Genomic DNA, 24204 nt, shown 5'->3' with positions numbered 1-24204 from the left:
GGGGACGGCGAGGTGGCAAGCGCGGCGTCGTTGCGACGCAGGCCACTGTGGATGGTGCAGGGTAAGGCCACACCGCGCTGCGCCGCGCAACCCGGACAATCCCGGAGGCGACGGCCTTAAGCGCGTGAGGCGTGTGCGTCACCGCACCACGATCATCATGGCGCGGAGTGGCAACGCCGGCGGATTCGATTAGTTCTTAAGCGAGGCCTCTAGTTCTTAAGCGAGGCCTCGAGCATCTGCCGCACCGACCAGGTCTGACCATCAACGCTGCCGCGAATGTCGTCGATCCGCCACGACGTGCCGTCGCGCACCAGCTCGTAACGGATCACGCTATCCCCGGCGACCTTGCGCGGCTGGCTGCCGATCAGCGCCACCGCCAGCGTGGCGTGGGCATCGTCCTGGCTCTCGGCCTTGATGACGAACGACTTGATGTCCGGATCCTGCGAATTGCTCACCGGATCGAAATCGATCGGTCCGATCTCGCCTTGCGGCACCTTGGCCTCGGCCTTGGTCCAGAGGGCAGCGAGCGACTTCGACAGATACTTGCCGCGCTCCTTGGCGTTGTTGACGAAGGCGCCGCCGGCATTGTCCTTGGCGGCCGCTTTGTAGAGCCTGGTCAGCAGCGCCGCGGGATCGGTCGTCGCCGGTTTGGCCGGTGCCGCAACGGTCGGCTGGGCCGGCGCCTGCGCAAGCGCGACAGTGGGCAGCGCAACAGCGGCGGCGAGATAGGCGAGTGAAGCGAAGGCGGAGCGGCGGGTGAGCATGGCGGATCCTGTCGATAGCGAGGATCGCAACACAGGCTCAGTCACGGCCCTCGTCTGGAATATTCAGCACGGTGCCGCACGCCTTGCAATGCACCGCATCGATGTCGTGGCGCTGTAGGCCGCAGGTTGGGCAGGGAAAGCGCACCTTGTTCGGGCTGATCAGCGCCCGCGCCAGATTGAAGAATAGCGTCACGCCGAAGATCATGATCACCACGCTGATCATCCGCCCCAGGGTGCCGGGCAGGGTGATGTCGCCGAACCCGGTCGTGGTCAGCGCGGTGACGGTGAAGTACAGCGCGTCCGCGTAGTTGGCGATCTGCGGATTGCTGAACCGCTGGGTCTCGAACACGATCGCTGTCATCACGAAGATGAACACCGCCAGCCGCGCCACCGCGATCACCACCTCCTCGTGGTGGCGGAAGAAAGTGCTGTCGCTGCGCAGCCGGGTCAGCATCTGATAGTCCTGGAACGCGCGTAGCGTGCGCAGAATCCGCAGGAATCCGGCGCCCTCGCCGGGGAGCGGCGCCAGGAACGAGCCGATCGCCACCAGGTCGGTCCAAGTCGCGAGCCGGCCGAACTCCCGCATCGGCCCGCGGCTGGCATACAGTCGCGCCAGGAAGTCGATCATGATCAGCACGCCGAACCCGGTATCCAGCGCCTCGACGACCGGATTGGGCGGCAGAAACGACGTGCCGACGATGAACACGATGGTGACGACGTCGAACACCAGCAGGCCATAGCGAAACGCCACCCCGCGCGGAGTCGCGCCGTCGTACAGCCGCCGAACGGCTAATCGGACATCGTGCAGCGTCATGGCCGATTATTGGCCTGGGAGGGGTAGCGGAGGCAATGGGCGTTAACGGAGCGGCAGGGCGGTCGCCCGGGCCGAAGGCGGTCAAACCCGCATCCGTGGCAATCGCGGTGGACTATGCTATGCTTACTCACGAGCAAGCTGCGGTCTGCGCCATGCGACATGAACGGATAGACATCAATCCCGAGGTAATGGGCGGCAAGCCGGTTGTCCGCGGCACGCGCATCCCGGTGGAAATGATCCTGCGCAAGCTCGGTGCGGGTCTCTCCACGGCCGAGATCATCGCCGATCATCCGCGGCTGACGGCCGATGACATTCTCGCCGTGCAGACCTTCGCGGCCGATTATCTGGCAGACCAAGACGTCATCTTCGGCTGACCATGCGATGGCTGGCCGATGAGTGCGTGTCCGCCTCGTTGGTTGCCGCGTTGCGGGCCGATGGCCATGATGTGCTGTACGTCGCCGAGATGGCCGCAGGAATGAGCGATGCAGACGTCGTCACCATGGCTGCCACCGATGGCCGGTTGTTGCTGACCGAAGACAAGGATTTCGGCGAACTGACCGTTCGATTTGGCCGCGCCGTCCCTGGCCTGGTGTTGCTCCGGATAGATCCGACCAATGCGAAGCTGTAGGCGGTCCGCTTGAGGGAGGCCATCACGCGTCACGGCGCCGATCTGTTCGGTCGCTATGTCGTGGTCGAGGAAGCCCGCATGCGCGTGCGGCCGCTGCGGCCCGCGAGATGAACAAGAGCGCCAACAGGGCTATCGCCCGCAATTCCAGACCGGCCCGATCGGCGTCTGGGTCCAGCACGGCCCGAAGCTGCCGCCATTATAGCGGCCGCGATAGAATCCGGCGCGGCCAGGATAGCGCCACTCACCGCTCCAGGGGCCGTTCCAGCGATAATAGTCCGGTGTCGGGTCAATGTACCATGGCCGCTTTGGCCGCAGCAGCGCGCGCTGCGCCGGCGACAGCTTCTGCATGTACAGCGGCACAGCGTTGTTCGGCGGCTGCACATAGCCGGGCAGGAAGCCATACCCCTGCGCCCGCTTGGCGTGCTTCTTGTGCGAAGCCGCAGAGGCGGCGACGGGAAGCAGGGCGAGGGCGACGGCGAGCGTGAGGGAGGTGAGGCGGGACATGTGGGGAGTGTAAACGGGCATAGGCGGGAGGGCGATTCAATTTCCGGTGCGACGACTAGTGTCCCGCGCGGTAGCCCAAATGAGCGCAGCGACATGCGGGAAGCACCAAAGCGCCGGGTGCGGCTTCGCTCTCCTCAGGCGACCCTGACTTGTCGCTCAACGAGAGTCCTTCATGTTCTTCCTCACCAACAGAGTTAGCAGCCCCAGCAACACCAGATCTGTTACGACGATGGGAGACATGATCGACGTTCGCAGCAACATGTGACGTCGGAGCGGCGTCGCTTCAGCCACGGTCAAATTGAAGATCGCGTACGAGCGAAACACGAAAAAACAAGCCACGCCGCAAATCATAAGGAATAGAGACGTCTTCTGCATGCTTAAAAACAGCAGATCTTCGCTCGGATGGAAACTGCGAAGGAAGATAGCCACGAATATCAGGGCGATCGCTCCCGAGAGAAACAGGTTGGTGGATTTCAAAAGAACGAAAGCGCACTCGTCGCGAGGCAGAAGTGTTCTAACGACAGTTATTTCTTCGTTCAGCGAAGGCCATACAGTAGAAGAGTAAGCCGCTAGTCCGCAGCCTAACCGAGAGTCTTTGGCAAGATAGAGAACAAGCTCCGACCAGAAAGGCGGTGCAAGGGCTAACAGCAAGATCGTCAGGAGTAATCTCCGTCCCGTTGTCACAGAGAGCATGCAACGTGGCCCTTCGCTATCGGATTACTCAATGACTCCCATTTAAATCTCGACCTGGCCAGGATACAAGCATTAACCGGCAGCGACCGGCGTGAGCTCAAACACGCGGCCGTACTTGGCCGCAGAGTCGATGTCGCCAGCCTTCAGCGGGAGCCGTACTGCGTCGAACTTCAGGGCGTCAAGTAGGGTGACCAGGCGGTATCGTCATCAATCAAAGTGACGGGGACCTCCACGGCGTATCGTCCCTCGCGGACGAGCTTGACGGTGCTTCTCATCGATTCACTCGCCTCCTGAAATCTGGCGACCATCGTGCCGGGTCGGGCCGATACGCAGTGATCAATAGGGGCTGGATTCGGCGATCCTTTCGGGATGCCCCAACAACGTGGATCGGCTAATCTCGCCGGTCGCGCTGGAGAACCAGATCGCTTGGTCCGCGCCCGGCCTCCGGATAATCCTCGACGACTCCGGTCGATTGCGCGCCAACGAAGACATCTTCGTGCAGAGATATCATCGTCTGCAAGTTCGTCGAATCCGTGGTTGGAAATGAAAAAGGCTCCTTTCGCAACGAGCGCCTGAACCTTAGCCAGGGTGTTGCTCATTGCGCCAGCCTCACTCCGCCGCCTCGTCCGTCTTCCGCTTCGTCGCTTTCGCCGGCCCCTTCTTCTCCAACACCGGCTTCAGAAACTTGCCCGTGTAGCTCCGCGGTGCCTTGACGATATCTTCCGGCGGGCCCCAGGCGACGATTTCGCCGCCGCCGTCGCCGCCTTCGGGGCCGAGGTCGATGACCCAGTCGGCGGTTTTGATGACTTCGAGATTGTGCTCGATCACCACCACCGTATTGCCCTGTGCCACCAGCTCGTGCAGCACTTCGAGCAGCTTGGCGACGTCGTGAAAATGTAGGCCCGTGGTCGGCTCGTCGAGAATGTAGAGGGTACGTCCCGTGGCGCGCTTGCTCAGCTCCTTGGCAAGCTTGACGCGCTGGGCTTCGCCGCCGCTCAATGTGGTCGCCTGCTGGCCGACATGGATGTAGTCGAGGCCGACACGCTGCAGCGTCTTGAAGGTCTCGCGGACGCGCGGCACCGCCTTGAAGAACTCGGCGGCTTCCTCGACCGTCATGTCGAGCACATCGGCGATCGACTTGCCCTTGAACAGCACGTCGAGCGTTTCGCGGTTGTAGCGTTTTCCTTTGCAAACATCGCAGGTGACGTAAACGTCGGGCAGGAAGTGCATCTCGATCTTGATGACGCCATCGCCCTGGCAGGCCTCGCAGCGGCCACCCTTGACGTTGAACGAGAACCGGCCCGGCTCGTAGCCGCGCGCTTTGGATTCCGGCAGGCCGGCGAACCACTCGCGGATCGGCGTGAACGCGCCGGTGTACGTCGCGGGGTTACTGCGCGGGGTGCGGCCGATCGGCGACTGGTCGATGTCGATGATCTTGTCGATGTGCTCGAGGCCCTCGATCCGGTCGTACGGTGCCGGCGGCTCGCTGGCGTTGTTCAGCTTGCGCGCGATCGCCTTGTAGAAGGTGTCGATCAAAAGCGTCGACTTGCCGCCGCCGGAGACGCCGGTGACGCAGGTGAACAGGCCGAGCGGAATCTCGGCGGTGACGTTCTTGAGATTGTTGCCGCGGGCGTTGACCAGCTTGAGGGTGCGGCGATGGTTCGGCGGCCGGCGTTCCGGCACCGGCACCGACAATTCGCCGGTGAGATATTTGCCGGTCAGCGACTTCGGATTGCGCATGATCTCGGCCGGCGTGCCTTGGGCGATGATGTGGCCGCCATGGACGCCGGCGCCGGGGCCGATATCGAGCACATGGTCGGCGAGCAGGATGGCGTCCTCGTCGTGCTCGACCACAATCACGGTGTTGCCGAGGTCGCGCAGCCGCTTCAGGGTGTCGAGCAGCCGGGCATTGTCGCGCTGGTGCAGGCCGATCGACGGCTCGTCGAGCACGTAGAGCACGCCGGTGAGGCCGCTGCCGATTTGCGAGGCGAGGCGGATGCGCTGGCTTTCGCCGCCCGACAGCGTGCCGGATGAGCGCGACAGCGTCAGATAGTTGAGGCCGACGTCGAGCAGGAAGCTGAGGCGGTCGCGGATCTCCTTCAGGATACGGACGGCGATCTCGTTCTGCTGGGTGTTGAGCAGCTTCGGCACGGAGGCGAACCAATCGCCGGCTGCCTTGACCGACAGCTCGGAGACTTCGCCGATATGCTTGCCGCCGACCTTGACGCACAGCGCCTCGGGCTTGAGGCGATGGCCGTGGCAGGCGTCGCACGGCACGTCGGAGAAGTACTTGCCGAGCTCCTCGCGCGCCCACTCGCTCTCGGTCTCACGGAAGCGGCGTTCGATATTGGTGACGACGCCCTCGAACGGCTTCTTGGTGTCGTAGGAACGCACCCCGTCTTCGTAGGAGAATTTGATCTCGTCGTCGCCGGAGCCGTGCAGTAGGACGTTCTGGACCTTCTTAGGCAGGTCCTTCCACTTGGTGTCGAGCGTGAACTTGTAGTGCTTACCGAGCGCGGTCAGCGTCTGCACATAGTACGGCGAGGACGATTTCGCCCACGGCGCGATCGCACCCTTGCGGAGTGTGAGCTCCTTGTCGGGCACGACGAGATCGGCGTCGATATGCTGCTCGATGCCGAGGCCGCCGCATTCGGGGCAGGCGCCGTAGGGGTTGTTGAACGAAAACAGTCTGGGTTCGATCTCCGGAATGGTGAAGCCGGACACCGGGCAGGCGAATTTCTCCGAAAACAGGATGCGTTCGGCGCCGCTCTTGTCGTGGATCTTGGCGACCTTCTTGTCGGCCTTTTTCTTCTTGTCGGCGGGCTCGTCCTGACCGGGCTCGGCTGCCGGTGGCGCGGCGGGCGCGTCAGCATATTCGATTACCGCGAGCCCTTCGGCGAGCTTCAGCGCGGTTTCAAAACTCTCGGCGAGACGCTGGCCGATGTCGGGGCGCACCACGATGCGGTCGACCACGACGTCGATGTCGTGCGGGAATTTCTTGTCGAGCACCGGCGCTTCGGCGAGCTCGTGGAACGCGCCGTCGATCTTGACGCGCTGGAAGCCCTTCTTGAGCCAGTCGGCGAGTTCTTTGCGGTACTCGCCCTTGCGGCCGCGCACCACCGGCGCCAGCAGATACAGCCGCGTGCCTTCCGGCAGCGCCAGCACGCGGTCGACCATCTGCGACACGGTCTGGCTCTCGATCGGCAGGCCGGTTGCGGGCGAGTAGGGCACGCCGACGCGCGCCCATAAGAGGCGCATGTAGTCGTAGATCTCGGTGACAGTGCCGACGGTCGAGCGCGGGTTCTTCGAGGTGGTCTTCTGTTCGATCGAGATCGCAGGCGACAGGCCATCGATCTGGTCGACATCCGGCTTCTGCATCATCTCGAGGAATTGCCGGGCATAGGCCGACAGCGACTCGACGTAGCGGCGCTGGCCTTCGGCGTAGATGGTGTCGAACGCCAGCGACGACTTGCCGGAGCCGGACAGGCCCGTGAACACCACGAGCTTGTCGCGCGGGATGGTGACGTCAACGTTCTTGAGGTTGTGCTCGCGGGCGCCGCGAATGGTGATGGCGGTCCGGCTCGAGGCCGCGGGGGTCTGACGCTTGGCCTTGATCACTTCGTCCATGCGGATGTCCAGACGCGCGACAACGCGCCGGTTGGGGCGCGCGCCGGAGCTTCCGGGGCTTGCGCCGGTTGGGGCTGAAGCTGGAACATAGGAAGAACGCGACGCGATTGCCAGAGGCTGAGCGCGTCCATCAACCGGATTGTTGGCCGTCGGAGGGTGGGGCGGGGGCGCCGGGCCCCACGCAAGCACGATGGCCTTGCCGCAGTCGGCTGCGGCCAGCGCCAGTCTGCGGCCCAGGTCCGAAATGGAAAAGGCCGGCGCGAGGCCGGCCTTCCGCAAGCGGGACTGGAATCAGACGCCGCGAAGCTCAGTAGCGCGCGACGATCGGGCCGCCCCAGCGATAGTTGATGCGGGCGGTGACGACATCGACGTCCTGCTTGATGTGAGAGACGTTGGAGACGTTGGGGAGGACCGGCGAGAAGGTGAGGTCGCGGCCGCCCAGGAACAGGTGGTCGTATTCGACGGCGAACGACCAGTTCGGGGTGAAGCCGTATTCGAGGCCGGTGCCGACGGTCGCGCCCCAGCGGGTCTCGCTAGCGTCGTCGTTAAAAACGCCGGTCGCGGTCCGGAACCGGGTGTACTTGTCGCTGGTAACCGCAGCACCGCCCTTCACGTAGAGCAAAGCGTTGCTCCAGGCGTAGCCCACGCGAGCGGTGAACAGGCCGAATGCGTCGACCTTGGTCTGGTTGGTGGTCAAACCGCCGCCGAGCTGGTTGACGTTCGAGCCCTTGAAGTCAGCCCAGTTACCCTGCGCCTCGACGCCGAACACCCAGGTGCTGATCTGCCAATTGTAGCCGACCTGGCCACCGGCCGTGCCGCCCGAGGCGTCGTGGCAGCCCTCGCCGAGAGCCACTGCTGGAGTTGCTGTGGTGCCGAGATAATCCCAGCAATTGCGGCTCGTGCCCCAGCCGCCGTTGGCACCGACGTAGAAGCCGGACCAGTCGTAAGCGGCCGCGATGATCGGCGGCGCTTTGGTGTAGGGGCGAGCCGCGAGATCGGCAGCCATGGCCGGCGCGGTGCCCAACGCAATCAAGCCGACAGTCCCCACCAGAAATTTCTTCATCGCAATTTCCCCCGGTTGTCTGTGCTCTTCCGGCTCTTGGTCCGCGGTGTGTCCCCGCCGCGGACCGAGACGCGCGAGCGCCCCTCTGTAATTCCACGTGACGACCATACACGCAGTGCGTGCAATGCGCCGTCGCGGAAATGCAACAGTCGCGAGTGAAGTTAGATTCCTAAAACCGTGGATAGATTTTTGGAAATTCTGCCAGCTAGCAGCGGGTTACCGTTGCGGCACGGTGTCCCCACAGGCCCCACGCGGGTCGGGTGAAATTGCGGACGCTCCAGCGCGTTTCAACTTTGCACTTCACTTTGGAACAAAAATAGAACAGACTGCGTGAATTCGCGCCGGTGGATAAATCCCACGAGGCGGGCGTTTTCGCTCGCGGACGTATGGGCGAGGCGCCGCCCACAGCGTATTCGCTTGGACTGGGACAGGCGCCGCGCCGAGCTTTGGCGTGAGCAGCGGCAGAGCGGAAGGCGGGCAATGGCCGGCCGGGTCGCGGGCGCCGCGCAGTCAGTATGGTTTTAAGAGGAGACGTCGATGGCGGGTAGCGTGAACAAGGTGATCCTGGTCGGGAATCTCGGTGCCGATCCGGAGATCAAGCGGACCCAGGATGGGCGTCCGATTGCGAACCTGCGGATCGCCACCTCGGAGTCCTGGCGCGATCGCGCCACCGGCGAGCGCAAGGAAAAGACCGAGTGGCACCGCGTGGTGATCTTCAATGAGGGATTGTGCAAGGTCGCCGAGCAGTACCTGAGAAAAGGCGCGAAGGTTTACATCGAAGGCCAGCTGCAGACACGCAAATGGACCGATCAGAGCGGCGCTGAGCGCTACAGCACCGAGGTGGTGCTGCAGAACTTCAACTCGAATCTGACCATGCTCGACGGCCGCAGCGGCGGCGGAGGTGGCGGCGGCTATGGCGACGACAACTCCGGCGGCGATTTCGGCTCCAGCGGCCCCTCGGGTGGCGGCGGCGCACGGCGGCCGATGCCGGCCAGCAGCGGCGGCGGCCGCAGCGATATGGACGACGACATTCCGTTCTGAGCCCACGGGTTCTCAGCCATTCCTTTCCGGCCGCGCCCGGCTGGGACGGGATACGAGACGACGGCCGCCGCGCCCCATCGCGGCGGCCGTCGCCGTTTTGGGGCCGGCGAGGCGGTCAGCGCACCAGCAGCGCCCAGCCAAGCTGAAGCTGGGTGAGGGCGAACAACGTCCCGAAAAGCCGCTGGTTATGGCGGGCCAGCCAGCGCGGCAGACAGATATCGAAATTGTCGGCGCGGTCGTCGGTATAGCGCGCCGCCAGCGTCGTCAGCGGACAGCGCATCCGGTTGAGCACCAGCACGACGACTTCGCCCCACACGAACACGCTGAGCCATAGCGCGGCGACGAGCTGCCCGGCCCAGATCGTCACCGGGATTGCCAGGATCGAGGACGCGAAGAACGCCCAGATCGCGGTGTGCAGCAGCCGAATGGCGGCGAGGGCGTGCGCGTCGCGACGCGCGTGGAGCGGCCGCTCGGTCATGGCGAGGCTTGGTCGTCCGGCAGGCGGCTCGCCAGGATCTTGTCGATCCGCCGGTGATCAAGGTCCAGGATCTCGAACCGCCAGCCCTGGAAGTCGAACTTGTCGCCGACGCTCGGCAGCGCGCCGAGATGCGACAGCACCAGACCGGCGACGGTGTGATAATCGCGCTGCGCCGGCACCGGCATGCCCAGCAGGTCGCCGAACTCGTCGACCGGCATCCACCCCGCGACAAGGTACGAGCCGTCGTCGCGGCGCACTGCGGCGGGCTCCGGCGGCCCGTCTTCGGAGCTGAACGCGCCGACGATCGACTCCAGAATATCGGCAGTGCTGACCACGCCTTCGAAGCCGCCGAATTCGTCGTACACCAGCCCCATATGGACCGAGGCGTTGCGCAGCATGATTAGTGCGTCGCGCGCATCGGCGGAGGCTGGGATCACCGGCGCGTCGCGCACCAGCGCCCGGAAGTCCGGCGTCTCCCCGCGCAGATAGACTTCGAGCACGTCCTTGGATTGGATAATGCCGATCGGATCGTCGCGATCTTCATCCGTGGCCGGCAACCGCGAATGCGGACTGCTCGCGAAAGTGGCGCGGATCTGGTCGGGCGGATCGGACAGGTCGATCATGTCGACCTCGGGACGCGGCGTCATCACCGCGCCGACCGGGCGGTCGCCGAGCCGCATCACGCCTGCAATCATCTGGCGCTCACCAGGCTCGAGTATGCCGGCGGTCTCAGCTTCCATCACCAGGCTATGGATTTCTTCTTCGGAGATTTTGTCCTCAGGTTCCCCGCTCTGGCCAAGCAGTGCCAGCATCGCCTTGCCGGAGATGTCGAGCACGACCACGACTGGCAGCGAGATCTTGGCGAGCAGCGCCATTGCCGGCGCGACCTTCACCGCCACCGCTTCGGGATCGCGTAGCGCCAGCTGTTTCGGCACCAGTTCGCCGACGATCAGGGTCGCGTAGGTGATCAGCGTCACCACCAGGCCGAAGCCGATGATGTCGGCGAACGGCACGCCGGACGCGGTCAACCAATCGCTCAGGCGCTGGCCCAGCGTCGCGCCGGAGAACGCTCCGGACAGCACGCCGACCAAGGTGATGCCGATCTGGACGGTGGAGAGAAACCGGCCGGGGTCTTCGCTCAGCTTCATCGCCTGGCGTGCGCCGCGGACGCCGCGCTGCGCCAGGATCGACAGCCGCGCCGGGCGTGACGAGACGATCGCCAGTTCGGACATCGACAGCAGACCGTTGACGACGATCAAGGCGACAACGATTGCCAATTCCACCGAGAGCATGATGCTCGCGCGACCCCCTGCATTGTTTTCGTGCAGGTATAGATAGGAAGTCGCGCCCGGAATCGGAACTGGGCGGCGTTATTTCGTCGCTTCGGTCGTCTTGGCCTCGTTCCACAGCGCATCCATTTCGGCGAGCGTGGCGTCGTCCGGGGTGCGGCCCTGGGCCGCCAGCGCTTGTTCGATGTAGGCGAAGCGGCGTTCGAACTTGGCATTGGCGCCGCGCAGCGCGATTTCCGGGTCGGCCTTGGCGTGGCGGGCGAGATTGACCAGCGCAAACAGCAGATCGCCGGTCTCCTCGGTGATGTGCGCCTGATCGCCACGATCCAGCGCGGCCTCGATTTCGTCGGTCTCTTCGCGGATCTTGGCGAGTACCGCGCGCGGGTCGTTCCAGTCGAAGCCGACCTTGGCGGCCTTGCGCTGCAGGTCCATCGCCCGCGACAGCGCCGGCTGGCCGGATTTGACCCCCGCCAGCACTGAGCTCGACGGCTGTTCGGTGAGGCCGCGGCGGGCGGCGCGCTCGGCCTTCTCTTCGGCCTTGATCCGGTCCCAGACGCCCTCGACATGCGACGGCGTCAGATTGCCGTCGGCGTCGGCGAACACATGCGGATGGCGGCGGATCATCTTGCGGGTGATGGCCTCGACCACGTCGCCGAACGCGAACGCGCCACGCTCTTCGGCGATCCGCGCATGGAACACCACCTGGAGCAGCAGGTCTCCGAGCTCTTCGCGCAGATCGTCGAGATCGTGGCGGGAAATCGCTTCGGCGACCTCGAACGCTTCCTCGATGGTGTAGGGCGCGATCGTCGCGAAATCCTGCTCGAGGTCCCACGGACAGCCGGTCACCGGAGTGCGGAGCGCGGCCATGATCTCGATCAGGCGGGCGATATCGCGGGAAGGGGGCATGGTGCGGATCCGGGGCAGGAGGACGTCCCGTTTCCTATGCCGCAACCGGCGCCGCCATCCCAGCGAAAACCGCGCCGGATTGGCCTGCGCAGCGCGTGGTGCTACAGCCATGCGCCATGACCGACCATTCTTCCGACAAGACCGCGCTGGTGCTGTTCTCCGGCGGGCAGGACTCCGCGACCTGTCTGGCCTGGGCGCTCGCGCGCTTCGCCCGCGTCGAGACCATCGGCTTCGACTACGGCCAGCGGCATCTGATCGAATTGGAGTGCCGCGCACGGCTGCTCGACGGCTTCCGTGCCATCAGCGACGACTGGGCCGCCAAGCTCGGCGACAATCACACGCTGACGATCCCGACGCTGGCGCAAATCTCCGACACCGCACTGACCCGTGACGTCGCGATTGCGATGGGGGCCGACGGACTGCCAAACACCTTCGTGCCCGGCCGTAATCTGATCTTCCTGAACTTCGCGGCGGCGCTGGCGTATCGGCGTGGCATCACCGACATCGTCGGCGGGATGTGCGAAACCGATTACTCCGGCTATCCGGATTGCCGCAACGACACCATTCAGGCACTGCAGACTGCGCTGTCGCTCGGCATGGCGCGCGACATCACCCTGCACACACCGTTGATGTGGCGCGACAAGGCTGCCACGTGGCAACTCGCTCAAGACCTCGGCGGTGATGCGCTGGTCGATCTGATCCGCGAGGACTCCCACACCTGCTATCTTGGCGAACGTGGGGCGCGTCACGATTGGGGCTACGGCTGCGGCGAATGCCCTGCGTGCCGGCTGCGCGCCAAGGGCTGGATCGAATACGCTTCCGGCATTTGACCGGCGGCACTCCTTCGTATCATCGAGCCGCCAAGGTGTGCATGCTAAGGCTGGCGTCTCGACGCTACGGACAGTCTTGCCATGCCGCCTCCCTTCGTTTCGATCAGCCGTCGTCAAGTTCTCCAAGCCATCGGCGTGACGCTGACGATGCCTGCTGTGCGGGCCGCAACAGCGGCGCCCGCGAGCGCGGCGGCTACTCCCAAGCCCGAGAAGCTGGCGCGGCTCAGCGCTTTCTTCGAACATCAAGTTGCTGCGGGGAAGCTGCCGGGTGCCGTAGTGCTGATCCAACAGCACGGCAGGCCGGTTTACCTGCAGTGCTTCGGCTGGCGTACTGCCGCGCGGCAGCACCGGATGACGCCGGACACGATCTTCGCGCTGCATTCGATGACCAAGCCGATCACCAGTGTCGCGGCGATGATGCTGATCGACGAGCGGCGACTGGAATTGCAAGATCCACTGTCGAAGTACATTCCGTCGTTTGCACGCGTAAAGGTTGGGATCGAGACTGTCGAAGACGGTAAGCCGGCACTGAGGCTGGTCGATCCCGATCGGCTGGTGACGATCGAAGACCTGCTGCGCCACACCTCGGGGATTACTTACGAATATATCGGCGGCGAACTGATTATGGCAGCGTATCAGCAGGCGAATCTATTCGCCGGCCGATTCGACAACGCCGAGTTCGCGGAACGGATCGCCCGTTTGCCGTTGGCGCGCCAGCCCGGCACGCTGTGGCGCTACGGCCATTCGACTGACGTGCTCGGCCGCGTCATCGAGATCGTGTCGGGCGAGCCACTGTACGATTTCCTCAAGCAGCGGCTGTTCGATCCGCTCGGCATGACCAGCACCAGCTTTGTGCTGCGAACCGAGGCGGAGCAAGCGCGGATGGCCGCGGTGTTCCCCACCGATACCGTACTGGCCGATGCCGAGCGGCAGCGCGGCGCGCATCCGGAATGGCAATCGGGTGGCGGCGGCCTGCTGTCGACCGTCACCGACTATGCGCGGTTCGCCCAGATGCTGCTCGAAGGCGGCGTGCTCGACGGCCGCCGTTATCTCAGCGCTGCGGCGTTCAAGGCGATGACCACCGACCAGATCGGCCCGGGCTCCGGCGTCGAGCGCGACTACTTCTATTTTCCCGGCGATGGGTTCGGCTACGGCTACGGTCTAGCAGTGCGGGTCGAGTCGGGGGAGGCAACCCCGCCCGCGCCTGGCTCGATCGGCGAACTGAAATGGGACAGCGGCAGTGGCACCTATTTCGGCGTCGATCCGTCGCTCGACATGATTTACGTCCTGATGCAGCAGACCGAGACTGAACGCGGCCGCGTGGTACCGGAGTTCAAGAAGCTGGTTTACGACGCCTTCGCCGTCAACGACTGAACCAGCGAGCGACCGCCCGTATAGGTCGACCACGCCGACAGTGCCATTCGGCCTTTCAGCGTCAGCGCCTTATCCAAAACCATAAGCGGCTGCGGCTCGCAGCCGAGCTGCTTCTTGTAGTCGTAGCCTCCGGCGCCGAGATCGAATTGTTCGATGCCGCTGTCGATCAGCCAGCGGATGATCTCGCTCGCCAGCACGATTCCGGGCGATCCGCGGTTCCATTCTGCGCCGGCGTGCGCGAGCCGCACCGTCGTGCAGCTCTGTCGATGCAGCAGGCTGTAGGCGACCGCAACCACAGAGTCGCTGGATTCCATCACCGACAGCATCGCCTGTCCGCGCGAAAACACCTCGCGATAGAACCGCGCATAGGCCGGTCGGTCGAGTACATAGCGCTTGCCGAGCGCGGCGATCCGCGCGCGCTGAAACTGATCGAGCTTGCCGAACAGATGTGCGGTGTCGTCGCCCGGCGAGGTCATCATCCGAACCCGCACGCCGCCGAGCGCGTCGAGCGCGCGATGATGCTGGCGTAGCGCCTTGCGGAATTTGCGCGGACGCGACTCGAGATAATCGTCCCACGAGCGCGGCAGCGTGGTGACATTGCGCACTGTTGAGGACGGGGTCGACGCCAGCAGCGCCAACGGATTGACCTTGCCGCCCGCGGTCAGCGGCAGGTTGCACAGACGCACCACGTCGACGTCTGGCATCGCCGCCAACGCGGCTTCGAAAGCCGCCGCAGCCGCTTCCGGCGTCGACGGCGCAGCGGGGCCGAGCAGGGGCACGTTGTAGTCCGACACTGAGAGGTCGGCGAATTCGACCAGGGCCACGCCACACACCCGGCGGACCACCAGCGGCAGCAGCATCGCGATCTCGTCGCGGAAGCTGTCGCGCACGGTAATCAACAGCGGCTCGGCGGCCACGGAAGGCCCGAGCAACTTCAACCAGGTGCTCAGCCAGTCGGGAGACTGAAACGGGGTGATCGCCGCGGAGGGGCCGAGCGCGGCGGCGCGCTGCAGGAACAGTTCGGAGTCGCAGGTTGCTTCGGCAAGATAGCGGCCGGCGGCATTTGCCGTCCATCGCATTGGTCGATCAAAATCGATCTGCGCCATCACCCAACTCACTGCCGCCGCAGCCTCGCCATCCGCGATCTGTCGGCAGGCTGCAGATTAACGCCGATCGGTTCGGTTCTCGTTGACGTCAGTGACGCACCGACCAAACTTGTCGCATCAGCGTTAACGCGGCGGTGACTCTGCCGCCGAAAACGCCTCTGACTGTGGAAAATCCCCCGGCTGCAGCTCGATCGGACGGCCGTGCGGCGTGCGATCGGCGGCGCGGTCCCAGGCGTCGCGGTACCGATGCTGGGTCTCGAGGCTGGCGACACCCTTGGTTGCGACCATCTGTTCCAGCGTCGCGAGCCAATGGCGATAATAGGTGTCGCCGCAGTCGGGATCGCCGTCAGCTTGGGCTCGGCGGATCTCGGCGGAGAGCGCCGCCGCCCATTCTGGCCAGGTGAACAGGCCGCGGCCATGCAGCGTCACCGCCATCGCAAACGCATGGGCTTCCCAGGGCTCGCGGAATACCGGGCCGTCATCGTCGCGCGGCAGGCCCGGCACGCTGTGCGCGGCGATCGCCGCAGCCTCGGACTGGCTGCTCATCACGCGCGCTCCAGATAGGAGTCCCAGGCATCGACCGAGACACGCGATGTCGGGTCGGCATCGTCGCCCCACAATTCGCGTGCCTCGAACGCCACCGTGTAAAGCCATTGCGGCTGCTCGCCGCCGCCATGCGCGTGGCTGTCCGGAAACACGTGCGCGCCGTGTACCAGTTCGATGGTGCCGATCCGGCCGCGCACGTAGCGCGGCAGGCGGATATGGGTTCGTGGATGCAGGTCCTTGGCACGGACGCGATCGCCGACGCCGAACCGGGCAGGGGCCGCAGCGTCGCGTTCGGTTGGTGCGCCGCGTGCCAGCATCGGCGTAACGTCCGCAGCGGTCAGCACCTGGACGTCCCTGCGCGGATGCAGCGGGCGACCCGCGGCGATCTCGTCGGCGGTGACGAGGCCGCGCTCGGCCATCAGCACTTCGAGGCCAGCGAGCCAGAGCTGATAGTAGCTCTTCGAGAGATAATCGATCGGCGCGCGGTTCTCGCGGGCGAACCGCGACATGTCGATGTTCCAGCCACCGGGCCGTCCCATCGCCAGCGTCAGCGCGAAGGCGCGGCGCTCCCATGCGGCGTGAAACAACGGCTCATTGGCCTCAATCACAATTGGCCCGAACCCGTCCATGCCGCCCATGTCGTGTGCGCCGTTCATGCCGTGATCTCTGCAGGCGTGCGAGCAAGGCCTGTGCCGATCATGCTGTCGCGAGTGACGAGGTCGGCGAGCTGACCTTCGCTGAGATCGTCGCTGCCGTCTGGGCGCATCGGAATCACCAGGTAACGGATCTCGGCGGTCGAATCCCACACCCGGATCGCCGTGTCCTGCGGCAGCGTCACGCCGAATTCGGCTAGCACCGCGCGCGGCTCCTTGACCACGCGCGATCGATACGGCGCCGATTTGTACCAGACCGGCGGTAGGCCGAGCACCGGCCACGGGTAGCAGGAGCACAGCGTGCACACGACCATGTTGTGGGTGGCCGGCGTATTCTCGACCGCGACGATGTGTTCGCCCTGGCGGCCGGTGTAGCCGAGCTCCGCGATCGCCGCGGTGGCGTCGTGCAGCAGCCGCTCGCGATACGCCGGATCGCTCCAGGCCTTGGCGACCACTTGGGCGCCGTTGCGCGGGCCGACCTTGGTCTCGTAGGTCTCGATCAGCTCATCGAGTGCGGCGGGATCGACATAGCCCTTCTCGGTGAGGATGGTTTCGAGCGCGCGCACCCGCAGCTCGGTCTCCGACAAGTCGGAATGGTCGTGATCGTGGTCGTGGTGATGATGCTCATGGTCGGCCATGAAGTTGAGGATAGGCGGAAGTCGCGGAAGCTGTCGAGCCGGCCGTCTGCTAAGGCTGGTTCCATGCTTCCGTTGGCCCGCGCCCTGACCTTTCTGTTGCTCGCCGTGCTTGGGCTCGCCCTTCTGCTGTCGGGCGAAGCCTGTGCGGCGAACGGCGCCTATGCGGTCGATGCCACCGACATTTCCGAGCTCGGTTCGTGCAAGCTGGAAAGCTGGTGGTCGCGCGCCACCAACACCGACTTTTCTGCGGTCGCGAACCCATCCTGCGTGGTCGATCTCGGCCGCCCGTTCGAGCTGACGCTGCAGGCGAACCGGGCCCGCGCCGACGGCGACTGGAGCACGACACTGTCGCCGAAGCTCAAGACCGTACTGGTCCCGACCGCGATCGGCCGGTTCGGTCTCGCGATCGAGGCCGGCGGCTCCTACGATGCGGCCAGCGGCAACAACACGGTGGCGTTCGTGACGCTGCCGGCGACCTACCGGCTGTCCGAGACAATGCGGGTCAACCTCAACGCCGGCTGGCTCTGGGATCGGGTGATCGACCAGCACTATCTCAGCTACGGCGTCGGCTTCGACTGGAAGTTCACCGACACGCTGCAACTGACGCTGGAGGGCTTCGGTCTATCCGGCGCTCCCGACGACAGTGCCGGCAAGATCCGGCCGCGCGCACAGGCCGGCGTGCGCTGGCGGCCCAACGAGATCTTTTCGATGGACCTGATCGTCGGCCACAACATCACCGGCGAAAATGCCCGCTGGATCACGCTCGGCACCACGGTGCGGTTTCCAGAAGCGTTCGAATAGCCGGCCGCGCCAGGCAGAGACAGCGCGGCGCCGATTGCGCTAAGATGCCGGAAAAATCCGAGGAGGTTCCGATGATCACCACCGTCGTGCAGTTTCACATGGCGACGCCGATCAGCCTGGAGGAGGCAAAGAAGCGGTTCGAGAGCAGCGCGCCGAAATACCAGAAGCTGCCGGGCCTGATCCGCAAATATTACATTCGCTCCGAGGACGGCACGACCGCCGGAGGCATCTATCTGTGGGAGAACCGCGAGGCCGCCGAAGCCGTGTATGGCGGCGAATGGCGCGCCCGCGTCGCAGCATTGTACGGCGCCGAGCCGGTGATGAGCTGGTTCGACAGCCCGGTGATCGTCGACAACGCCGACGGCGGCACCATCACCACCAGCGCGGCGGCGTGATCACGGTCAGGTCCACATCCGCCGCATCCGCGAGTTGATGTCGATACGCGGACCGCGCTGCGCCGCCGCTGCGGCTTCGGGCGTGACGCGCGGCCAGCTGGTGCGTTCGAACAGCGGCAGCAGCCGCTCGGGAATGAACCGGGTGCGGGCCGCATAGACGTGGCGGTCGCCTTGGGCGTTCTGGCCGTGGGTGAAGAACCGCTGTGGCACCACCAGGTGCAGATCGTCTTTCGCCCGCGTCATCGCCACATAGAGCAGGCGGCGCTCTTCCTCGATCTCGGCCGAGGTACCGGTGCCGAGGTCGGACGGCATGCAGCCATCGACGACGTTGAGCACGAACACCTGCTTCCATTCCTGGCCTTTGGCGGAATGGATCGTCGACAGGATCAGATAGTCGTCGTCGAGCGTCGGCACGCCGGCCTGATCGGACGTCGCGTCCGGCGGATCGAGCGTCAATTCGGTGAGGAAGCGCTCGCGCGACGGATAGCCCGAGGCGATCTGCGCGAGCTGCACGAGGTCGGCCCTGCGGGTTTCGGCGTCCTCGTGGATGCGATCGAGATGCGGCGCGTACCAGATCAGCGCGCGCTCAAGTTCGGTCGGCCAGCCGGCATCGCCGCTGCGCAGCTCCTGTACCGCCGCGACGAAGCCGCGCCAGTCGGCGGCGGCGCGCGGCGGGGCGGGCAGCGCGGTGAGGGCGCCGAGCGGGTCGGCCGCGGCCGTCATTGCATCCAGCGCCTTCTGCGCCGACGCCGGGCCGACGCCCTGCATCAGCAGCATCACCCGGAATCCGGCGACGCGGTCGCGCGGGTTCTGCACGAAGCGCAGCAGCGCCAGCATGTCCTTGACGTGCGCGGCGTCGAGAAACTTCAGCCCGCCGAATTTGACGAACGGGATGTTGCGCCGGGTCAGCTCGAGCTCCAGCGGAGCGGAATGCGACGAGGTGCGGAACAGCACCGCCTGCTGCTTCAGCGTCGCGCCGCCCTCGCGGGCATCGAGCACCCGCTCGACGATGTAGCGCGCCTGATCGGCTTCGTCGCGGACGCCGACCAGCAGCGGCCGCGAACCTTCGGCCCGATCGGTCCATAGGTTCTTGGTGAAACGCTCGCGTGCCAGATCGATCACGCCATTGGCGGCCGACAGGATCGCCTGGGTCGAGCGATAGTTGCGGTCCAGCGTGACGACGCGAGCGGGCGGATCGAAGGCCTTCGGGAAGTCGAGGATGTTGCGCACCGTGGCGGCGCGGAACGAGTAGATCGCCTGCGCGTCGTCGCCGACCACGGTCAATCCGGCGCCGTTGGGCTTGAGCGCCAGTAGCACCCGCGCCTGCAGGGCGTTCGTGTCCTGATACTCGTCCACCAGCACGTGATCGAACCGGCCGCTGATCTCTTCGGCGAAAGCCGGCTCCTCCATCACCTGCGCCCAGTACAGCAGCAGGTCGTCGTAATCGAGCACGTTGTGGCGTTGCTTGGCTTCGACATAGGCCGCGAATAGTTGCTTCAGCTCGGCGGCCCAGCCGGCGCACCACGGGTAGTTGGCGCCGAGCACGACATCGAGCGGCTGGCCGGCATTGACGCAGCGCGAGTAGATCGACAGGCAAGTCGCCTTGGCCGGAAACCGGCTGTCGGTCCTGGAGAAGCCGAGGTCGTGGCGGACCAGGTTCATCAGATCGGCAGAGTCTTCCCGATCGTGGATGGTGAAACCTGGATCGAGCCCGATCCGCTCGGCATAGTCGCGCAGCAGCCGGGCGCCGATGCCGTGGAAGGTGCCGGCCCAGTGCAGGCCGCCGCTCAGCGCCGATGAGCGGTCGCCGAGCACCTTGCGGGCGATCCGCTCGACCCGGCGGGTCATCTCGGCGGCAGCGCGGCGCGAGAACGTCATCAGCAGGATGCGATACGGGTCGGCACCGCCGACGACGAGATGCGCAACCCGGTGCGCCAGCGTGTTGGTCTTACCGCTGCCGGCGCCGGCGATCACGAGTAGCGGCGGGCAGGGCGCCGGCCCCGCGCCGTGCTCGACGGCGCAGCGCTGCTCGGGATTGAGGCCATCGAGGATCGGAGCGGGCAAGGACACGAATCAGCGCCTGTCGGGTGAAGGATGGACGCTCCCAGATTCCTGCTTTGTTCGCAATCCCGGCGTGGCGCTGGTGTTCGCACGCCGGTGTCCACGGCGGACTGTGCGCTCCGTAGCAAAAATGTCGCGCTGCCCCGGCTATGCTCCGCCATTCATTCGGCTATCCTCGGTTGTGGCGACCGCGGGCGGCCGCCTTGGCGATGGACACGACGCGCAAGCGTCACTGCAACAGGTGGGGAGAAGTTGATGGCAAGACGATCCATTCTGGTCGGAGCCGCGATCCTGGCGATGACCTCCGGCGCAGCCTCGGCGCTGGAGATCGACACGCTGGCGATCGAGAGCGGCAAGCTGGTGATCACCGGCAAGACCACCAAGGCCGGCCAGGAGGTCGAGGTCGTCGGCACAGGCGACAAGGCCAAGAGCTCGTCATCGCGCCGTTTCAAATTCTCGCTGTCGGACGCCCCCGAGACTTGCAAGCTCGACCTGAAGTCGGGCACCGAAACCTTGACCGGCCTGCTCGTTGCCAATTGCGGACCGCGTGGTCCGAAGGGTGAAGCGGGCGCTGCAGGCGCCCCTGGCCCGGCCGGCCCCGCTGGTCCTGCAGGCCCGGCGGGTCCCGCCGGTTCGAAGGGTGATGCTGGTCCTGCCGGTCCCGCGGGCCCTGCCGGCCCGTCTGGTCCCTCAGGCGCCACCGGCCCCGCCGGCCCGAAGGGTGAAGCTGGCGAAGCCGCGCCGAAGAACTGACCGAACGCTGATACGATCCGGCCCGCGGCATCGCGCCGCGCGGCCGCTATCGTGCGACGCTGCGCCGACGTTTGACATCGAGTCAGGCGCGCGCCAGTGTTGTCGCGGGTGGATACGACCCGCCGCTTGCGCCCCGTCGGGGGAATGGTGAACGTATCGGAGCGACCCTTGCCCCCTTTGCCGAGGCGAACGGAGTCAGTAACGCAAGCATCTGACCTGATCAGTTCGCCCTGCAGAGGGTTCATGATGCGCGATTTCCGCGACGCAAAGGCCATGGTGCAGACGCTGCGCGAGGCCATCAAGCCGAAAGCCGAACTCACCCGAAGTGAGAGTCTGGAGCTGATCGCCAAGGTTCTGGGCTGCCAGAACTGGAATGTGCTGTCGGCTGCGGTTCAGTCCGCCGGGGAGCCGACGCGAAGCTCCGGGCGCGAGGAAGTTCGGCTCGATGCCGCAATCCTGGATCGCTACGTCGGCTTCTACGAGCTCGCCAATCAGGGCGTGATGACGATCAGCCGCGAAAGCGGACGGCTGGTGTCGCGACTGAGCGGGCAGCCGGGCGTGCCGCTGTTCGCGGACAGCCCGACGCGGTTCTTTGCCAAGGTCGTCGACGCCCAGATCAGCTTCGTGACGGATGCTTCGGGCGTGGCACAATCGCTGGTGCTACATCAGAACGGCCTCGATATTCCGATGCCGCGTATCAATGCGGACGAGGCTCGGCGCATCGAACAGCAGCTCGCTGAGAAACTGACCAGTCATCGGCCGAGCGCCGGCACGGAAGACGCGCTGCGCCGACTTATCGACGGAATCCGCAGTGGTCAGCCGTGCTACGACGAGATGACGGAAGCGCTGGCCAACGCCACCAGACAGCAACTGGCAAAGTTGCACGAGGAGATCGGCGAGGCCGGAGCGGTTCGTTCGGTCGGGTTTGTCGGCGTCGGCAACGGCGGCGTTGATGTCTATCTGGTGCAGCACGAGCGGCGGCCGCTGTACTGGCGGATAGGCCTCGATGGTCGCGGTGCGATTTCGACCGCGTGGGTCGCGCCGGGGCTTTAGTGTTCGATCGCCGGCACCCCGAAGTGCCGTTCGATGATGGATTATCCGGCGTTATCGAGTGGGCTGGCCCAGGGCGGGGTTCAGTGCGTCGATGACGCTGGCAAGCTGCATTTCGCGTTCGCCGGCGGCCATGGTGCGCTTCAACACGTCGAGCACAATGGCGGCGGCGCGTCGGGCCGCATCGACGAGAGGGAGATTGCGGGCGAGCCCAGCGGTGAGAAGGCCGGTGTAGAGATCGCCCGTCCCCGCCGCCGCTAGCTCCAGGCGGGGCGAGGGCAGTCGGGTCGAGGTCCCGCCCTCGACCACGATGTTCTCCAGCGAGTCGTCGGGCGTATCTGCCAGCCTGCAACTGGTGACGACGACACGGGCGCCCCGCCAAGCCAGCATCTTGTCGACCGCGGCCTCGAGCTCGGGCCATGTCGCCAGCGGGTGGCCCGCGATCAGTCCGGCCTCGAAATGGTTGGGCGTCAGCAGATCAGCGAGCGGGACGAGTTCGTTGCAGATGCACGCGGCAACCGGATCGGGCACGAACACCCCGACATGGGAATCTCCCATCACCGGATCGCAGATATAGGTGATGGCGGGATTGAGTTGTCGGGCTCGCTTGACGAAGGCAGCCACCACCTCGCCGTTGGCGCGGGAGCCAAGATAGCCGGACACGATGTAGCGGCTGGTCTCGATCAGCCCGCGTTCTTCGATCCCGCGCAGCAATTCGCCGACCAGTTCGGCGTCCAACACCCGGCCGCGCGTGCTCCCGAGGCCCGGATGATTGGAGAGCAGCGTCGTCGGCACCGCCGCCACGTTCAGCCCGTGCGCCTGCATCGGCAGCACGGCAGCGCTGTTGCCGACGTGGCCGTGCACGACCTGGCTTTGGATCGAGATGATAGAAGTCGTCATCGGCGCTGTCTCGTGGTTCATTTCGCGGCCGCCTCAGTCGCTCGGCGATCCGTGGTCGCGCGATAAGGCATCCGGCCGTTGAGCACAACATAGGCGAGTCCACCGATCAGCAGGCCCCAGAATGCGCCGCCTATGCCGAGCAGCTTGATGTTGGCGGCCGACGCCAGGAACGTGATCAATGCCGCCTCGCGCGAGCTCGGGTCTGCCATCGCCCCGGCAAGGCTGCCGCCGATGGTGCCGAGCAGGGCGAGACCGGCGAGGGTGGTGATGAAGGTGGCTGGAAATGCCATGAAAACAGCAGCGAGCGTGACGCCGAACACGCCGACCAGCACATAGAAACAGCCCGCCGCGATGCCGGCAATCCATCTCTTGGAAGGGTCTTCGTGAGCCTCCCGGCCGGTGGCGATCGCCGCCGTGATCGCCGCGATGTTGAAAGCATGCGAGCCGAACGGCGCCATGATGAGCGAACCCAAACCGGTGACGGTCACGATCGGATTGGCGCTGGTCTTGAACCCGTCGTTCCGTAGCACCAGCATTCCCGGCATGTATTGACCGGTGAGCGTGATCAGGAACAGCGGCAACGCCACCGACAATAGCGCGTTGAGCGAAAACTCCGGCATGCTGAACACCGGGGCCGCGAAGACCAGCTTGAGGCCTGACAAATCGACACGGCCTTGCGTCAGCAGGAACGCGAGTCCGAGCAGCAGAATGCCGACCACGGCGTAGCGCGCGGAAAATCGCTTCAACGCGACATAGGCGGCGATCAGCAGGCCGACCAGCCACGGATCGACGCTGGCACCGCCGAAAGCTCCGATGCCGAACTGCAGCAGAATGCCGGCCAGCAAACCCGAGGCGATCCCGGGCGGGATCAGACGGATCACCTTTTCGAAATAGCCGGACAGGCCGAGCACCACGAACGCCGCCGCCGAAATCGTGTAGGCGCCGATCGCCTCTGCATACGGCGTCGTCGCCAGAGCTGTAACCAGGAACGCCGCCGCTGGCGTCGACCACGCGGTGATGATCGGCTCGCGATAGCGGAGGCTCAGGAATAGTCCGGTTAGTCCGACGCCGATCGAAATCGACCAGACCCACGATGCCGTGAGCTCAGGACTGAGGCCGGCGATCTTGGCGGCCTGAAACACCAGGATGAACGTGCCGCCGTAGTTGACGATCACAGAAATCAGGCCGGCGATGATCGGGTGGGTGAGGTCGCCGAGGCGGACCGGGGACGGCGGAGGGCGGGACGACATGCGGCTGACAATCTTCTGCTGGGGCGAGGCGAGAGATGGA

25 protein-coding genes are annotated in these 24204 nt (G+C 65.3%); 9 read left to right on the top strand and 16 right to left on the bottom strand.

The annotated features are described in order from the left end of the window. Window positions 1–209 precede the first annotated feature (209 nt). Window positions 210–764, bottom strand: a complete 555-nt coding sequence (locus HZF03_RS14225) for a DUF3828 domain-containing protein (protein ID WP_119017201.1) — start codon at window positions 762–764, stop codon at window positions 210–212. A 37-nt stretch (window positions 765–801) separates the two neighbouring features. Continuing rightward, window positions 802–1578 carry a potassium channel family protein gene (locus HZF03_RS14220; protein WP_119017202.1) on the bottom strand — a complete coding sequence of 259 codons (777 nt, stop codon included), beginning with the start codon at window positions 1576–1578 and terminating at the stop codon, window positions 802–804. A 119-nt stretch (window positions 1579–1697) separates the two neighbouring features. On the opposite strand from HZF03_RS14220, the gene HZF03_RS14215 reads away from it, so the two are divergent. Further along, on the top strand, window positions 1698–1952 hold the full coding sequence (locus HZF03_RS14215; RefSeq protein WP_234803376.1) for a DUF433 domain-containing protein: 255 nt from the start codon (window positions 1698–1700) through the stop codon (window positions 1950–1952). A 2-nt stretch (window positions 1953–1954) separates the two neighbouring features. Continuing rightward, the gene (locus tag HZF03_RS14210) at window positions 1955–2206 is read left to right on the top strand and encodes a DUF5615 family PIN-like protein (protein WP_234832161.1); all 252 of its coding nucleotides are present in this window, start codon (window positions 1955–1957) and stop codon (window positions 2204–2206) included. Between the two features lie 129 nt (window positions 2207–2335). Here HZF03_RS14210 and HZF03_RS14205 read toward each other — a convergent pair whose 3' ends face one another. The 4 genes from HZF03_RS14205 to HZF03_RS14190 form a co-directional block, all read right to left on the bottom strand. Further along, window positions 2336–2710: a hypothetical protein gene (locus HZF03_RS14205; protein ID WP_119017203.1), complete on the bottom strand. Its 375-nt coding sequence runs from the start codon at window positions 2708–2710 to the stop codon at window positions 2336–2338. A 156-nt stretch (window positions 2711–2866) separates the two neighbouring features. Next, a complete protein-coding gene (locus tag HZF03_RS14200) occupies window positions 2867–3403 on the bottom strand; it encodes a hypothetical protein (RefSeq protein WP_133303219.1) in 537 nt (178 codons plus the stop codon). Window positions 3404–4012: 609 nt separating this feature from the next. Beyond that, window positions 4013–7030, bottom strand: coding sequence for an excinuclease ABC subunit UvrA (gene uvrA / locus HZF03_RS14195; protein ID WP_119017205.1), 3018 nt, complete (start codon window positions 7028–7030; stop codon window positions 4013–4015). A 307-nt stretch (window positions 7031–7337) separates the two neighbouring features. Continuing rightward, a complete protein-coding gene (locus HZF03_RS14190) occupies window positions 7338–8093 on the bottom strand; it encodes an outer membrane protein (protein WP_119017206.1) in 756 nt (251 codons plus the stop codon). Window positions 8094–8630: 537 nt separating this feature from the next. Between HZF03_RS14190 and HZF03_RS14185 the strand changes: the two genes are divergently transcribed. After that, a complete protein-coding gene (locus HZF03_RS14185; RefSeq protein ID WP_011158365.1) occupies window positions 8631–9134 on the top strand; it encodes a single-stranded DNA-binding protein in 504 nt (167 codons plus the stop codon). A gap of 115 nt (window positions 9135–9249) precedes the next feature. Here HZF03_RS14185 and HZF03_RS14180 read toward each other — a convergent pair whose 3' ends face one another. The 3 genes from HZF03_RS14180 to mazG form a co-directional block, all read right to left on the bottom strand. Then, window positions 9250–9612, bottom strand: a complete 363-nt coding sequence (locus tag HZF03_RS14180; RefSeq protein WP_119018762.1) for a hypothetical protein — start codon at window positions 9610–9612, stop codon at window positions 9250–9252. Next, window positions 9609–10904 (bottom strand): hemolysin family protein, encoded by a 1296-nt coding sequence (locus tag HZF03_RS14175; protein WP_119018761.1) that lies wholly within the window; start codon window positions 10902–10904, stop codon window positions 9609–9611. The genes HZF03_RS14180 and HZF03_RS14175 overlap by 4 nt, the downstream gene beginning before the upstream one ends. A 78-nt stretch (window positions 10905–10982) precedes the next feature. Beyond that, complete coding sequence (gene mazG / locus HZF03_RS14170; protein WP_119018760.1) at window positions 10983–11807, bottom strand: nucleoside triphosphate pyrophosphohydrolase; 825 nt, start codon at window positions 11805–11807, stop codon at window positions 10983–10985. 116 nt (window positions 11808–11923) lie between these two features. Between mazG and queC the strand changes: the two genes are divergently transcribed. Continuing rightward, on the top strand, window positions 11924–12637 hold the full coding sequence (queC, locus tag HZF03_RS14165; protein WP_119018759.1) for a 7-cyano-7-deazaguanine synthase QueC: 714 nt from the start codon (window positions 11924–11926) through the stop codon (window positions 12635–12637). Between the two features lie 81 nt (window positions 12638–12718). Continuing rightward, the gene (locus HZF03_RS14160) at window positions 12719–14011 is read left to right on the top strand and encodes a serine hydrolase domain-containing protein (RefSeq protein WP_119018758.1); all 1293 of its coding nucleotides are present in this window, start codon (window positions 12719–12721) and stop codon (window positions 14009–14011) included. On the opposite strand, the gene HZF03_RS14155 is transcribed toward HZF03_RS14160, so the two are convergent. The 4 genes from HZF03_RS14155 to nthA form a co-directional block, all read right to left on the bottom strand. Beyond that, window positions 13984–15090, bottom strand: coding sequence for a GNAT family N-acetyltransferase (locus HZF03_RS14155; protein ID WP_234832253.1), 1107 nt, complete (start codon window positions 15088–15090; stop codon window positions 13984–13986). The genes HZF03_RS14160 and HZF03_RS14155 overlap by 28 nt on opposite strands. A 150-nt stretch (window positions 15091–15240) precedes the next feature. After that, the gene (locus HZF03_RS14150) at window positions 15241–15663 is read right to left on the bottom strand and encodes a nitrile hydratase accessory protein (RefSeq protein ID WP_165858135.1); all 423 of its coding nucleotides are present in this window, start codon (window positions 15661–15663) and stop codon (window positions 15241–15243) included. Further along, window positions 15663–16319 (bottom strand): nitrile hydratase subunit beta, encoded by a 657-nt coding sequence (gene nthB / locus HZF03_RS14145; protein WP_119018755.1) that lies wholly within the window; start codon window positions 16317–16319, stop codon window positions 15663–15665. The genes HZF03_RS14150 and nthB overlap by 1 nt, the downstream gene beginning before the upstream one ends. Beyond that, window positions 16316–16954, bottom strand: coding sequence for a nitrile hydratase subunit alpha (gene nthA / locus HZF03_RS14140; protein ID WP_119018754.1), 639 nt, complete (start codon window positions 16952–16954; stop codon window positions 16316–16318). Before nthA ends, nthB begins: the two co-directional genes overlap by 4 nt. 63 nt (window positions 16955–17017) lie before the next feature. Here nthA and HZF03_RS14135 point away from each other — a divergent pair, with 63 nt between their 5' ends. Then, window positions 17018–17755 (top strand): hypothetical protein, encoded by a 738-nt coding sequence (locus HZF03_RS14135; protein ID WP_119018753.1) that lies wholly within the window; start codon window positions 17018–17020, stop codon window positions 17753–17755. Window positions 17756–17826: 71 nt separating this feature from the next. Continuing rightward, entirely contained in the window at window positions 17827–18150 is a 324-nt protein-coding gene (locus HZF03_RS14130) for a YdhR family protein (RefSeq protein ID WP_012496262.1), read from the top strand. Between the two features lie 6 nt (window positions 18151–18156). On the opposite strand, the gene HZF03_RS14125 is transcribed toward HZF03_RS14130, so the two are convergent. Then, window positions 18157–20220, bottom strand: coding sequence for an ATP-dependent helicase (locus HZF03_RS14125; RefSeq protein ID WP_119018752.1), 2064 nt, complete (start codon window positions 20218–20220; stop codon window positions 18157–18159). 246 nt (window positions 20221–20466) lie between these two features. On the opposite strand from HZF03_RS14125, the gene HZF03_RS14120 reads away from it, so the two are divergent. Continuing rightward, window positions 20467–20964 carry a collagen-like protein gene (locus HZF03_RS14120; RefSeq protein ID WP_119018751.1) on the top strand — a complete coding sequence of 166 codons (498 nt, stop codon included), beginning with the start codon at window positions 20467–20469 and terminating at the stop codon, window positions 20962–20964. 144 nt (window positions 20965–21108) lie between these two features. Continuing rightward, complete coding sequence (locus tag HZF03_RS14115; protein WP_237683288.1) at window positions 21109–22017, top strand: DUF3471 domain-containing protein; 909 nt, start codon at window positions 21109–21111, stop codon at window positions 22015–22017. Between the two features lie 51 nt (window positions 22018–22068). Here HZF03_RS14115 and pdxY read toward each other — a convergent pair whose 3' ends face one another. Both pdxY and HZF03_RS14105 read right to left on the bottom strand, forming a co-directional pair. Continuing rightward, a complete protein-coding gene (gene pdxY / locus HZF03_RS14110; RefSeq protein WP_119018749.1) occupies window positions 22069–22935 on the bottom strand; it encodes a pyridoxal kinase in 867 nt (288 codons plus the stop codon). Further along, a complete protein-coding gene (locus HZF03_RS14105) occupies window positions 22932–24164 on the bottom strand; it encodes a benzoate/H(+) symporter BenE family transporter (protein ID WP_119018748.1) in 1233 nt (410 codons plus the stop codon). Before HZF03_RS14105 ends, pdxY begins: the two co-directional genes overlap by 4 nt. Window positions 24165–24204: the final 40 nt, after the last annotated feature.

It is taken from the genome of Rhodopseudomonas palustris, assembly GCF_013415845.1.
In the GTDB taxonomy this organism is placed as follows: domain Bacteria; phylum Pseudomonadota; class Alphaproteobacteria; order Rhizobiales; family Xanthobacteraceae; genus Rhodopseudomonas; species Rhodopseudomonas palustris_F.
This window is presented reverse-complemented; position numbering and strand designations above follow the sequence as displayed.